Genomic DNA, 13,235 nt, shown 5'->3' with positions numbered 1-13,235 from the left:
AATAAAAATTAATCTGCGGAGCTTTACTTGATGCCTGCCGAACTTCCCGATATTGACTGCGACGTGCTGGTCGTCGGCTCCGGCGCTGCCGGTCTGTCTGCGGCGGTCACGGCGGCGTGGCACGGCCTGAAAGTCATCGTCGTCGAAAAAGACCCGGTATTCGGCGGTGCCACCGCCTGGTCCGGTGGCTGGGCGTGGGTGCCGCGCAATCCACTGGCCCGGCGCGCAGGCATCGTCGAAGACGTCGAGCAACCGCGCACTTACCTGCGCCATGAACTCGGCGAGCATTACGACCCGGCAATGGTCGACGCCTTCCTCACTGCGGCGCCGCACATGGTCGCGTTTTTCGAACAGCACACGGCCCTGCAATTCGCCGACGGCAATGCCATCGCCGATATTCACGGCGACACACCCGGCGCCGGCACTGGCGGCCGTTCGGTGATCGCTGCGCCTTACGACGGGCGAAAGGTCGGACGCCTGCTCAAGCGTTTGCGCACAACTATGCGCGAAACCTCCTTCATGGGCATGCCGATCATGGCCGGCGCTGATCTTTCGGCGTTTCTCAACCTCACTCGCTCATTAAAAGCCGCCTGGCACGTAACCCGCCGTTTCACTCGGCACTTGCTCGATCTGGCGATACATGGACGGGCCCTGCAACTGGTCAACGGTGTGGCGCTGGTTGCGCGCCTGGCGAAGTCCGCCGAGGACCTTGGCGTCCTGCTGTGGGCGTCTGCGCCGGTGACAGAATTGTTGCGTGACGGCGCCCGCGTCTCGGGGGCCATGGTCAACACCAACAAAGGCCCGCGTCGCATTCATGCACGCAAAGCCGTGGTGCTCGCGGCGGGTGGTTTTGCCAACGACATCCAACGGCGCCAAGCGCTGTTTCCGCGCACGCCCACCGGTCATGAACATTGGGCCTTGCCACCGTTGGCGGTGAACGGCGATGGCCTGCGCCTGGGCGAAAGCGTCGGTGCCAAGGTCAATACCAACGTGGCTTCGCCCGTGGCCTGGGCGCCGGTCTCACAAGTGCCGCATGCCGACGGCAGCATCGGCCATTTCCCACACATCATCGAACGCGGCAAACCGGGGATCATCGGCGTGCTGCGCAACGGCCAGCGCTTCGTCAACGAAGCCAACGGTTATTACGACTACGTCAGCGCCATGGTCGCCGCCGCGCCCGAGGGCGAACAAGTCGCCTCCTGGCTGATCTGCACCCGCGCCTTTCAACGACGATATGGCCTGGGCATCTCGCGGCCATTTCCGTTGCCGGTGTCGGAATTTATCCGCAGTGGCTATCTGAAAACCGGTAACACCCTTGAAGAATTGGCCATTGCTTGTGGCATCGAACCCGACGGGTTGCGCCATACCGTGGAGCACTACAACCAGCATGCTCGCCTCGGTGAAGACCCGCTATTCGGGCGCGGTTCAACGCCCTATAACCGCAAACAGGGCGATCCGGCGAACCTTCCCAACCCCTGCGTTGCCCCAATAGAGACAGGCCCTTTTTATGCCGTGAAAGTCCAACCGGGCTGCTTCGGCACTTTCGCCGGCCTCAAGGTCAACCCGCACGCGCAAGTGCTGGACGCCAATGCCCAGCCCATCACCGGGCTCTACGCCGCCGGTGGCGACATGGCCAGCATCATGGGCGGGCATTATCCGGCGGGCGGGATCAACCTCGGCCCGGCGCTGACGTTCGGCTACATCGCCGCCCGGGATATCGCCGGCATCACTGCTTTCGAACAGGAGATCGACCATGCAGCACATCGTTAATGCCCAGGGTTTGAACATGCCGAAACTCGGCCTCGGCACCTGGCCGATGCTCGGCGACGAATGTACCCGCGCCGTGGAACAAGCACTGGAACTCGGCTACCGCCACATCGACACGGCAGCGGCTTACAACAACGAAGACGCTGTCGGACAAGCGCTGGCGAATACGCCGACACCCCGCGAACAGATTCATGTCACCACCAAGGTCTGGTGGGATCAGTTGCAACCCGACGCGATGCGCCACTCGATGCAGCGCAGCCTCAAGGCCTTGCGCAGTGATTACGTCGACTTGTTCATGATCCACTGGCCGAGCACCGATTGGGATCTGCCGCGCACCCTCGACACCTTGGCCTCGTTCAAGGAACAGGGTCTGGCGCGCAACATCGGCGTGGCGAATTTTCCGCTGCCGCTGCTGCGCAAAGTCGTCGAGGAATACGGTATTCCCCTCTCCGCAATCCAGGTCGAGTACCACGTCCTGCTCGGCCAGAACGCCCTGCTCGACTACGCGCGCCAACGCGAACTGGCGCTGACCGCCTACACACCGCTGGCGCGCAATAAGGTCTCGGACGTCCCGCAGATCCGGCAGATCGCCGAAAAACACGGTGTGCAGCCGACTCAAGTGGCGCTGAAATGGCTGCTGGATCAGCCCAACGTGGCGGCCATTCCCAAAGCCAGCAGCCGGGCCAATCAACTGGCGAACCTGGCCTCGCTGAAGGTCGAACTGGATGATGAAGACCGCGCACTGATCGCCGCACTGCCGAAGGACCAGCGTCAGGTCAGCCCGGATTTCGCACCCGTGTGGGACGCCTTCGACCGCTGAGGCGCCGTGCGGCAAGAGAAATCCGCCAATCGATTGAATTAGTCGCCCAAAGGCTCGTCAATAACAGGCCCGTCCTCGGCACCCGAGGCCGGGCCTGCTTGCGTGTGCGCCAATGGACGGACGACCGGACTGGCGCCACACTCACACACCAGCAACACTCATCACCACGTACAGATAGAGGATTCCCACATGCTATGGAAAAAAGGCCGACGCAGTGACAACGTCGTCGACGCCCGGGGTGATGAGGGCGACAGCGGTGGCGGTGGCATGCGTTTCGGTGGCGGCAAGGGCCTGAGCCTCGGGGCCATTCTGCTGATCGTCGGCATCGGCTGGATCACCGGACAGGATCCATTGCAGATCCTCGGCCAGCTCACCGGGCAAATGACCGAGCAATCGGCGCCGGCCAGCACGCAAACCCGTCAGGCGCCCCCGGCCAACGACCAGCAGGCCGAATTCGTCCGTTCGATCCTCGGCGACACCGAGGACACCTGGGGCGCGATCTTTCAGCAGGCCGGGCGCCAATATAAAGACCCGACCCTGGTGCTGTTCAGCAACCGGGTGAATTCCGCCTGCGGTCTGGCGACTTCTGCCACCGGGCCGTTCTATTGCCCGGCGGATCAGAAGGTCTATCTGGACATGGCGTTCTTCCAGGAAATGGCCCAGCGCTTCAAGGCGGCCGGCGACTTCGCCCAGGCCTACGTGATCGCCCACGAAGTCGGGCACCATGTGCAGACGCTGCTTGGCGTCTCGGCGAAAATTCAGGCCGCGCGCCAGCAAGGCCGGCAGATGCAGGGCGACGGCGGTTTGCTGGTGCGTCAGGAATTGCAGGCCGACTGCCTGGCCGGCGTCTGGGCCTACCATGCGCAGAAGCGCCTGAACTGGCTGGAACCCGGCGACGTCGAAGAGGCCTTGAACGCGGCCAACGCCATCGGTGATGATCGCCTGCAACAACAGGGTCAGGGCCGAGTGGTGCCGGACTCGTTTACCCACGGTACGTCGGCGCAAAGGGTGCGCTGGTTCAAAACCGGTTTCGCGCAGGGCCAGGTCGGCCAGTGCGATACCTTCGCGGCGAAAAACCTGTAAATGCGCAAATGGCTTTTGGCTTTACTGATCATCGGCGGCAGTGCCCAGGCCGCCGGTGTCGACGCGATCAGCCCCGGGCGCCTGCAATTGAAGGCCGGGGAAATGGCCGTCGGCATCGGTCCGGCGCCGGAGAAAATCGAACGCGTGCTGATCGTCATCCACGGTCGTCTGCGCAACGCCGAGACCTATCGCAAAAGCGCCGAGAGCGCCGCCGAACTGGCCGGGCAGACCGCCCACACGCTGGTGATCGCGCCGCAGTTCCTCAACGAAAGTGACGTGGCTCTGTATTCCCTGCCGAACACCTTGCTGCGCTGGAAAGGCAACGAGTGGATGGGCGGCGGGTTATCCACAGGCCCGAATCCGCTGAGCTCCTACGCCGCACTGGATGAAATCGTCACGCGGGTTACCGATCGCAAGCAGTTTCCGGATGTGAAGCAGATCGTGATTTTCGGCCATTCCGGTGGCGGTCAGGTGGTGCAGCGTTATGCCTTGCTGGCCAAGGATCAACCGGCGCTGAAGGCCAACGGCATTCGCCTGCGTTACGTCGTGGCCAATCCGTCTTCGTATGCTTATTTCAACGAACAGCGGCCCGTGGCGTTCGATCACGCGCAGTGCCCGGGTTTCAATCGCTGGAAGTACGGTCTGAGCGACATGCCGGTGTACGCCGGTGGACAAACGCCGTTGCAGCTTGAAAGCAGTTACATCAAACGCGAAGTGATTTATCTGCTCGGGCAGCAGGACATCGACCCGCAACATCCGGCGCTGGATAAAGGCTGTGAGGCCGAGGCGCAAGGGGCTTACCGCTTGATGCGCGGCAAACTGTTTTTCGGTTATTTACTGCGCCGGCATCCGGAAGGCGTGAACCAGCGCCTGGTGGAAGTGCCCGGGGTCGGGCATAACGGTGATGGGATGCTGACGTCGCCCGAGGGGCAGAAGGCCCTGTTCGATCAGTAATCCTTGCGGCGGTTCTGGCCTCTTCGCGAGCAGGCTCGCTCCCACAGTTGAAATGCATTCCCTTGTGGGAGCGAGCCTGCTCGCGAAGACGTCATTTCAGACAATAAAGAACTCAGGCCGAGAGCATCCGCCGCAACTCGACACAATCCTGCGCATGCCAGTCGGTCAATTCCGGCCACGGGTTATCCGGCAGATTCACCAGCACCGTCCGCGCCCCGGCCGCTCGCCCGCAGTCGAGGTCGAAGCGGTAATCACCGACCATCACCATCTCGCTGGCCGGCACGTTCCAGGCCTCGGCCAGTTTCAGCAAACCGCCGGGATGCGGCTTGGGCGGTGCTTCATCGCGGCCCAGTACATCTTCCACCGCAAAGCAGTCGGCCAGGCCAATCGCTTCAAGCGTCACATGCGCCAGCTCCCGCGCGTTGCGCGTCAGGATGCCAAGGCGATAACCCCGCCCGTGCAGCTCGCGCACCAATTGCACCGCACCGGCCGCCGGTTTTGAACCCAACGCCAGATCACGTTCATGCTCCAGCAGCCACGCGTGTTTTGCCGCCGCTTCGTCGGCCGGCAACGCCGCGAGATGAGTGAGGATGTCGTCCTCCGGCGGAATCGCCAGTGCCACGCGGATCGCCGCAAAATCATGCACCGCGACCGTCAGGGTGCCGTCCATGTCGAACACCCAGTGCTTCACATCGCTCAAGCTCATGCCCAGTCCTTGCGGTGACGAATCAGGCCTTCCTGGGTCACCGACGCCACCAGTTGCCCGGCGCGGTTGTACACGCTGCCACGGGAGAAACCCCGGGAATTGCCGGCCCACGGGCTGTCCATGGCGTAGAGCAACCAGTCATCGGCGCGCAGATCGTTGTGGAACCACAGCGCGTGATCGAGGCTGGCGACCTGCATGTCTTTCTGCCAGACCGACTTGCCGTGGGGCAGCATCGAGGTGGTCAGCAGACCGAAGTCCGAGGCGTAGGCCAGCAGGTATTTGTGCAACGCCGGAATGTCGGCCAGCGCCCCGTCGGCGCGGAACCACACGTATTTCACCGGATCGGCCGGCTGCGGGTTGTACGGGTCCTTTTCGGTGACCGGGCGTACTTCGATCGGTTTCGGGCACAGCAGTTTTTCGCGCATGTGCTCGGGGATCAGGTGCGCACGCTGCTGGGTCAGCTCCAGCTCCGACGGCAAGTTTTCCGGGCCGACCACCACCGGCATCTGGCTCTGGTGCTCGAAGCCTTCCTCGTCGTACTGAAACGACGCGCTGCAGGTAAAGATCGGGTGCCCCTTCTGGATCGCCGTGACGCGGCGGGTGCTGAAGCTGCCGCCATCACGCACACGATCCACCGAATACACCACTGGCAACTTGGCGTCGCCCGGGCGCAGGAAATAGCCGTGCATCGAATGCACATGGCGCGCCTCTTCAACCGTCTGACTGGCCGCCGACAGCGACTGGCCGAGCACTTGACCACCGAACAACTGACGGAAACCCAAGTCCTGGCTGCGGCCACGGAACAGGTTTTCCTCGATCGGTTCCAGGGTCAGCAGGTCGACCAGATCTTCCAACACTTGGCTCATTCAGACTCTCCTCACACAACGCTATGCCGCGCAGTCTTGGCTGCGGCGGCCCATTCAGGTTCTGGCGCGAGCCACTGTCGCGCCATTGTAAACGTCCGTGTCGGCTTAGCCATGCAAGGTCTGTAGCCATTGCTCCCGGGTGATGCGGTACAACAGATGCCGACGCAGCGGGTGATCGACGGCAAGCTTGGGGTGATCGAAATCATCGGCCGGATCGTGATGCATGCCAATCGCCTGCATGACTTTTTCCGACGGCAGATTGCTCTGCGCGGTGAAGGACACGATCTCCTTCAGGGCCAGCCGATCAAAGCCTGCGCGCAATGCCGTCCAGGCCGCCTCACTGGCGTAACCCAGGCCCCAATGCTCGCGGGCCAGGCGCCAGCCGATTTCCACCGCCGGGGTGAAGGGCGCATCGAAGCCCACCACACCGAGGCCGGTAAAACCGATGAACTCGCCGCTGTCCTTGCGCTCCAGCGCCCACAGGCCGTAACCGTGCTCGGCAAAATGCCCGCGCACGCGGCCGATCATCGACGCGCTTTCCAGGCGACTCATCGGCGCCGGAAAATAGCGCATCACCTGAGGATCGGCGCACATCGCTGCAAATGCCGGCAAATCCTCATCGCGCCACTGGCGCATCAACAAGCGTGCGCTTTCGAGTTCGTTTATCGGCTCCATCGTGCCCCTCCATTTCCATGCCGCAAGTCTACATCGCTGGTAGGATCGTTCACGCTTTCCTGCGTTCCCTATCTTCAACAGCCATACGAAATCACCATGCCACTGCCGCTGATCTACCACGAAGACTACAGCCCCGAGTTTCCGGCGGATCACCGCTTCCCGATGGATAAATTCCGTTTGCTGCGCGATCACCTGGTGGACAGCGGCCTGACCCGCGACGCCGACCTGCTGCGCCCGCAGATCTGCCCCAACGACATCCTCGCCCTGGCCCATGACCGTCGCTATATCGAACGCTACATGAGCGGTGAGTTGTCCCGCGAAGACCAGCGGCGCCTCGGTCTGCCGTGGAACGAAGCGCTGGCCCGACGCACCGTGCGGGCGGTCGGCGGTTCGATTCTGGCGGCAGAGAAAGCCCTCGAGCATGGCCTGGCCTGTCACCTGGCCGGCGGCACCCATCACGCCCACTACGATTACCCGGCCGGGTTCTGCATCTTCAATGACCTGGCGATCATCAGCCATTACCTGCTGCAAAGCGGTCGGGTGAACCGGGTGCTGATCTTCGATTGCGACGTGCATCAAGGCGACGGCACCGCGCGAATCCTCCATGACACCCCGGAGGCGATCACCGTTTCCCTGCACTGCGAAAAGAACTTTCCTGCACGCAAGGCCGAAAGTGATTGGGACATTCCGCTGCCCAAGGGCATGGGCGATGCTGATTACCTGAAAGTGGTGGATGACACGCTCAACTACCTGCTGCCGATGTATCAACCGGACCTGGTGCTGTACGACGCCGGGGTCGATGTGCACAAGGACGACGCCCTCGGTTATCTGCAGCTCACAGACGCTGGCGTCGCCGCCCGCGATGAAAGCGTGATGCGCCATTGCCTGGGTCGCGATATCCCGGTGGTCGGCGTAATTGGTGGTGGTTACAGCAAGGATCGCCACGCCCTCGCCCGCCGCCACGGCATCCTGCATCACAGCGCGCAACGGGTCTGGACGTCACACGGTTGTCACTAAGCTGTGCTGCGTTACCCACAATGGCTGTGGAACGGCCTGTGGATAACCTGAGCGAAAGGGACTACAGGTCACAGTGAGCTTGGCGTACAGCGCGATGGTTGTTTTTTGACCAGCCCACTGACTTTACCGTCGATCCACCTGTAGGAGCTGCCGCAGGCTGCGATCTTTTGATCTTTGTTTGCTCAAGTCCAAGATCAAAAGATCGCAGCCTGCGGCAGCTCCTACACGGATCCCGGCTGTTAGAATGCGCGCCTTATCCCGCCATACCGCAGCGCACGCCATGACCCATACCTCCGCCCCCCTCCCCGCTCACGTCGCCATCATCGGCGGTGGCCCCGCCGGCCTGATGGCCGCCGAAGTGCTGAGCCAGGCCTGCGTGCGCGTCGATCTGTACGACGGCATGCCGTCGGTGGGGCGCAAGTTCCTGCTGGCCGGGGTCGGCGGCATGAACATCACCCATTCCGAAGCCTACCCGGCGTTCCTCTCGCGCTACGCCGAACGCGCACCGCAGATCGCCCCGCTGCTGCGCGCCTTCGACGCCGACGCGTTGTGCCGCTGGATTCATGACCTGGGCATCCAAACCTTTATCGGCAGCTCCGGCCGGGTATTCCCCACCGACATGAAGGCCGCGCCTTTGCTGCGCGCCTGGCTCAAGCGCCTGCGCGACAGCGGCGTGGTTATCCACACCCGCCACCGCTGGCTTGGTTGGGATGAACAAGGCGCACTGCGCATCGCCAGCCCCGACGGCGAAATCACCGTCAAACCCGATGCCACCCTGCTCGCCCTCGGCGGTGGCAGTTGGTCACGCTTGGGTTCGGACGGCGCGTGGATGCTGCCCCTGGAGCAGAAAGGCGTAGGACTGGCGCCATTGCAGCCGAGCAATTGCGGCTTCGAGGTGCAGGCCTGGAGCGAACTTCTTGTCAGCAAATTCGCCGGCGCACCGCTGAAAAACGTCGCCATCGGTTTGAACGACGATATCCCACGCTTGGGCGAATGCGTGATTACGGCGACCGGGGTTGAAGGCAGCCTGATCTATGCGCTGTCGGCACGGATTCGCGAGGCGATCAATGCGCACGGCTCGGCCACGGTGCACATCGATCTGCTGCCCGGCCGGCCTGTGGATAAATTGCAGGCAGCGTTGAGCAAACCGCGTGGTTCGCGCTCGATGGCCAAGCATCTGCACAGTCAGGTCGGGATTGATGGGGTGAAAGCGGCGTTGTTGCGTGAATTGACTGACGCTGCGACCTTTGCCGATCCGGCGCTGCTGGCTCGGGCGATCAAGGCGTTGCCGTTGACCCTGGTGAAAACCCGTCCGCTGGACGAAGCGATCAGCAGCGCGGGTGGCGTGACGTTCGAGGCGATGGATGAGCGCTTGATGCTCAAGGCGTTACCGGGGGTGTTTTGTGCGGGTGAGATGCTGGATTGGGAAGCGCCGACAGGCGGCTATCTGCTGACCGGGTGCTTTGCCAGCGGGCGATCTGCGGGTTTGGGGATGCTGGAGTGGTTGCGCAAGAACTGAGGACCGCGTTGCGCCCTTCGCGAGCAGGCTCACTTCTACAGGGGAATGCGATCCAATGTAGAAGTGAGCCTGCTCGCGATAGCGGTCTTACAGGTGCAGCGAATATTAAGGTTTACGCTTGCGCGGCCCAGTGTTGAACACCGGCACCTTGCGTACAGGCTTGATCGAAGGCTCCGGCGCCTGAGTCTCGCCGCTGTCGACCCATTTACCGAGATTGCGCTTGCCGCCACCGCCGCCGGAGGTTTTCGGCTTTTTCGGTTTCTTCGGCTTCTTGATCACCTGACCGCTGGCATCGGTATCCGGCACGCGGTGCTCAGGTTCGAAGTCCGGTTCGTTCTGACGCTTCAGCGTCTGACGCGTCAGCATCTCGATGGCCGAGAGCATGTTCACCTCATCGGCGCACACCAGCGAAATCGCCTCACCGGTCGCACCGGCACGGCCAGTACGACCGATGCGGTGGATGTAATCCTCAGCCACGATCGGCAGGTCGAAGTTGACCACCAGCGGCAGATCTTCGATATCCAGACCACGGGCAGCCACATCGGTGGCCACCAGAATCTGCACTTCGCTGAGTTTGAACCGATCCAGCGCACGCTGGCGGGTCGCCTGTGGTTTGTCGCCGTGGATACCGTCAGCGTTCACGCCCAGGCCCTGAAGTTTCTCGACCAGTGCATCCACACCATTACGGGTCTTGGCGAATACCAGCACCTGCTTCCACTTGTTCTTGCGCATCAGGTGCACGAACAGTTCGGCCTTGCGCTTCTTGTCCACCGTCACGATCCACTGCTTGACGGTGTTGGCCGCGACGTTACGCGGGCTGACTTCGATGCTCAGCGGATCGTTGAGCATCTGCCCGGCCAGCAGGCGGATGTCATCGGAAAAGGTCGCGGAGAACAGCAGGGTCTGGCGCTTTTTCGGCAGCATGCGGTAAATGTTCGCCAGTTCTTCGGAGAAGCCCAGGTCGAGCATACGATCGGCTTCATCCAGCACCAGGGTTTGCAACTGATCGAGTTTCAGCGCGTTCTGGCGGAACAGGTCGATCAGGCGACCCGGCGTGGCGACCAGCACATCGACGCCGCCGCGCAGCTTCATCATCTGCGGATTGATGCTGACGCCGCCGTACACCGCATACGTGCGCAGCGGCAGGTTTTCCGCGTACTGGCGCACGGATTCATGAACCTGCTCGGCCAGCTCGCGGGTCGGCACCAGAATCAGCGCACGCGCCGAATTAGCGGCTACTTTCGGCCCTTCCATGGCCAGCAACTGCAGCAGCGGCAAGGCGAAACCGGCAGTCTTGCCGGTACCGGTCTGGGCTGCAGCCATCAGGTCACGACCGGCCAGCACGGCCGGAATGGCTTGCGCCTGAACCGGCGTCGGGGTCTGGTAGCCGAGCGTCTCGAGGGAGCGCAGCAAGGGTTCGATCAGGCCAAGGGAGGCGAAAGTCATGGGAGTACCGTAGGAAAATTCAGCGCGGATGTGCAAAAAAGTCTGCAAAAAGAATGTGCAATGCCGCGCAGTTTACCCTAATTCACACGCTGTTCTGCTGGAACGACTGTCTTCGGCGCCTCCACGACGAGCGGCTGCGCCGGCCGACGCCACTGTGGCAGACCGATCAGCACCACCGCGCTGATGATCACCAGCATCGCCAGCGCTTCTTCCATGCCGATGGTCTCGCCGACGAACACGATCCCCAGCAGCACCGCCACCGCCGGGTTGACGTAGGCATAACTGGTGGCCGCCGCCGGGCGCACGTGCTTGAGCAGATACATGTAGGAATTGAAGGCGATGATCGAGCCGAAGAAAATCAAATAGCCCAAGGCCAGCCAGCCTTCCACCGGCGGCAGCGCTTGCAGGTGTTCGCCGCTCACCGCGCTGCCGATCAGCAAAACCACGCCGCCCACCAGCATCTCGACGGCACTGGCCATCGCCCCTTGCGGCAGCGGCAGGTGCTTGCTCCATACCGAGCCAAACGCCCAGGTCGCCGCCGCAAAAATCAGCAGCGCCGCACCCAACGGACTCGATTGCAGGTTGGAGCCCATGTTGAGCATGGCGATGCCGACAATCCCCAGCGCCACCCCGGCCCACTCCAGCCGCGTATTGCGCGCACCCCAGAAATAGCCGCAGAGCAAGGTGAACAATGGCACCGTCGCCACCGCCAATGCCGCCACGCCGGACGCCACGCCCGTGTGTTCGGCCACACTGACCGCGCCGTTACCGAAGCTGAGCAGCAAAATCCCGATGATCCCCGCCGCTTTCCACTGCGCCCAGGTCGGCGCCGGTGCCCCGCGCCAGCGCAGGAAGGCGTACATCAGGCTGCCGGCAATCACGAAACGCACCCCGCCGAGCATCAGCGGCGGCCAGTATTCGACGCCGAGGCGGATCACCAGATAGGTCGATCCCCAAATCACGTACAGCGCGAAAAACGCGGCGATCAACGGCAAGGAAAAACGGCGCAAGGCAGGCATGGGCAGCTCGACAGTCAGCGGTAGCGGATGAATTATTCTAGAAAGGCCCGCGAGCAAAAATAAGCTACAAAACCTGTTTATCGCGCCGGTACACTTTTGAAAGAACGGAGATCAGCGGGATAAACCGTGATTTCGAAAGTCTGGCAATTTAAGGAGTCCGGCCTTGGACAAATACGACCGCATGCTGCTCAGCGCCCTGTTGGAAAACGGTCGAGCGTCCTACGCCGATCTGGCGCGCAAGGTGAACCTGTCCGCCCCGGCGGTGGCCGAGCGCGTCGCCAAGCTTGAGGCGTCCGGGGTGATTACCGGGTATCAGGCGAACATTGACCTGTCGAAAATCGGCTTGCCGATCCAGTGCATGATCGAACTGCGCCTGCACCAGAACGGCAGTCAGAAGGTCTACGACGAACTGGCGAAAATCCCGCAACTCACCGAGTGCTTTCGAGTGACCGGCGATCCCTGCGTGATGATGAAGGGCGCGGTGGGTTCGATGACGGAGCTGGAGGAGTTGATCAATCGGGTGGCGAAGTTCGGCTTCAGCAAGACCTCGATTGTGTTGTCGAGTGCGATCGAGAAGCGCGTGCCGCTTAGCCATATCGAAAGCAACGGCAAATAGTCAGCCCCACCGAAACGCCTCTGTAGGAGCTGCCGAAGGCTGCGATCTTTTGATCTTGCTTCTAAAAGTCAAAGTCAAAAGATCGCAGCCTTCGGCAGCTCCTACAGAGATCCGCGAAGGTTCGGGATCAGCGGTAGCGCTGCAGGTGTTCGCTGACTTTGGCCGCCGGGACTTTCTGCAGTTTGCACAACAGGTCGTGGTTCAGCTCACGCACCCCATGCTTGTGCCGCAGTTCCTCAGCCAGATGCGCCATCAGGTTGGCCGCCATCTCCGCATCCGCCATCGCCCTGTGCGCCTGGCCGGTGTGCGGCAGGCGGGCGAAGGTGGTGAGGGTGCCGAGCTTATGATTCGGCGCCGCCGGCATCAACCGACGCGCCAGCAACAGCGAGCAGGCAAAGTTCTGCAGCCGGGTGCGTTTGATCCGTCCCAGTTCAAAGTCCCAGAATTTCTGGTCGAACGATGCGTTGTGCGCCACCAGTGGCGTGCAGCCGACGAATTCGTTGACCTCTTCCATGACCTTTTCCGCCGATGGGGCGCTGCGCAGCATGGCGTTGCTGATGCCGGTCAGTTGCTCGATGAAGGCCGGGACGCGCACGCCAGCGTTCATCAGGCTCTGGTAACGCTCGACGATGTGTCCGTTTTCCAGCATGACCACGGCGATTTCCGTGGCGCGACAGCTGCTGTTCGGCGACAGGCCGGTGGTTTCAAAGTCGATGACTGCAATGCGTTCCAAACCGGGTTCAACTC

The 13,235-nt window shown here is 62.2% G+C and carries 13 protein-coding genes; 7 read left to right on the top strand and 6 right to left on the bottom strand.

From position 1 onward, the window contains the following. Window positions 1-30: 30 nt before the first annotated feature. The 4 genes from HBN98_RS26375 (at window position 31) to HBN98_RS26360 (ending at window position 4,624) form a co-directional block, all read left to right on the top strand. On the top strand, window positions 31-1,770 hold the full coding sequence (locus tag HBN98_RS26375; RefSeq protein ID WP_083367847.1) for an FAD-dependent oxidoreductase: 1,740 nt from the start codon (window positions 31-33) through the stop codon (window positions 1,768-1,770). Then, window positions 1,754-2,587 (top strand): aldo/keto reductase, encoded by an 834-nt coding sequence (locus HBN98_RS26370; protein ID WP_083367846.1) that lies wholly within the window; start codon window positions 1,754-1,756, stop codon window positions 2,585-2,587. The genes HBN98_RS26375 and HBN98_RS26370 overlap by 17 nt, the downstream gene beginning before the upstream one ends. Window positions 2,588-2,776: 189 nt before the next feature. Next, complete coding sequence (gene ypfJ / locus HBN98_RS26365; protein ID WP_064589314.1) at window positions 2,777-3,670, top strand: KPN_02809 family neutral zinc metallopeptidase; 894 nt, start codon at window positions 2,777-2,779, stop codon at window positions 3,668-3,670. After that, window positions 3,671-4,624, top strand: a complete 954-nt coding sequence (locus tag HBN98_RS26360; protein WP_083367845.1) for an alpha/beta fold hydrolase — start codon at window positions 3,671-3,673, stop codon at window positions 4,622-4,624. A gap of 112 nt (window positions 4,625-4,736) precedes the next feature. Here HBN98_RS26360 and HBN98_RS26355 read toward each other — a convergent pair whose 3' ends face one another. The 3 genes from HBN98_RS26355 to HBN98_RS26345 form a co-directional block, all read right to left on the bottom strand. Next, the gene (locus HBN98_RS26355; RefSeq protein WP_064589318.1) at window positions 4,737-5,330 is read right to left on the bottom strand and encodes an HAD family hydrolase; all 594 of its coding nucleotides are present in this window, start codon (window positions 5,328-5,330) and stop codon (window positions 4,737-4,739) included. After that, entirely contained in the window at window positions 5,327-6,196 is an 870-nt protein-coding gene (gene tesB, locus HBN98_RS26350) for an acyl-CoA thioesterase II (RefSeq protein ID WP_064589320.1), read from the bottom strand. Before tesB ends, HBN98_RS26355 begins: the two co-directional genes overlap by 4 nt. Before the next feature lie 105 nt (window positions 6,197-6,301). Next, entirely contained in the window at window positions 6,302-6,871 is a 570-nt protein-coding gene (locus tag HBN98_RS26345) for a GNAT family N-acetyltransferase (protein ID WP_083367844.1), read from the bottom strand. A 96-nt stretch (window positions 6,872-6,967) separates the two neighbouring features. Here HBN98_RS26345 and HBN98_RS26340 point away from each other — a divergent pair, with 96 nt between their 5' ends. Both HBN98_RS26340 and HBN98_RS26335 read left to right on the top strand, forming a co-directional pair. Then, window positions 6,968-7,888, top strand: a complete 921-nt coding sequence (locus HBN98_RS26340) for a histone deacetylase family protein (protein ID WP_083367843.1) — start codon at window positions 6,968-6,970, stop codon at window positions 7,886-7,888. A 280-nt stretch (window positions 7,889-8,168) separates the two neighbouring features. After that, window positions 8,169-9,407, top strand: a complete 1,239-nt coding sequence (locus HBN98_RS26335; RefSeq protein ID WP_083367842.1) for a TIGR03862 family flavoprotein — start codon at window positions 8,169-8,171, stop codon at window positions 9,405-9,407. A gap of 105 nt (window positions 9,408-9,512) precedes the next feature. Here HBN98_RS26335 and HBN98_RS26330 read toward each other — a convergent pair whose 3' ends face one another. Both HBN98_RS26330 and yedA read right to left on the bottom strand, forming a co-directional pair. Next, a complete protein-coding gene (locus tag HBN98_RS26330; RefSeq protein ID WP_064589327.1) occupies window positions 9,513-10,853 on the bottom strand; it encodes an RNA helicase RhlE1 in 1,341 nt (446 codons plus the stop codon). Window positions 10,854-10,930: 77 nt separating this feature from the next. Continuing rightward, a complete protein-coding gene (gene yedA, locus HBN98_RS26325; protein WP_083367841.1) occupies window positions 10,931-11,872 on the bottom strand; it encodes a drug/metabolite exporter YedA in 942 nt (313 codons plus the stop codon). Between the two features lie 163 nt (window positions 11,873-12,035). Between yedA and HBN98_RS26320 the strand changes: the two genes are divergently transcribed. Beyond that, entirely contained in the window at window positions 12,036-12,488 is a 453-nt protein-coding gene (locus HBN98_RS26320; protein ID WP_064589331.1) for an Lrp/AsnC family transcriptional regulator, read from the top strand. 127 nt (window positions 12,489-12,615) lie between these two features. On the opposite strand, the gene HBN98_RS26315 is transcribed toward HBN98_RS26320, so the two are convergent. Further along, window positions 12,616-13,221 carry a 3'-5' exonuclease gene (locus HBN98_RS26315; RefSeq protein ID WP_083367840.1) on the bottom strand — a complete coding sequence of 202 codons (606 nt, stop codon included), beginning with the start codon at window positions 13,219-13,221 and terminating at the stop codon, window positions 12,616-12,618. Between the last annotated feature and the right edge of the window lie 14 nt (window positions 13,222-13,235).

This window comes from Pseudomonas koreensis (assembly GCF_012986595.1).
Taxonomy (GTDB): Bacteria; Pseudomonadota; Gammaproteobacteria; order Pseudomonadales; family Pseudomonadaceae; genus Aquipseudomonas; species Aquipseudomonas koreensis.
Note: the sequence above shows the minus strand (reverse complement) of the source record. Positions and strands in the feature narration are given on the sequence as shown.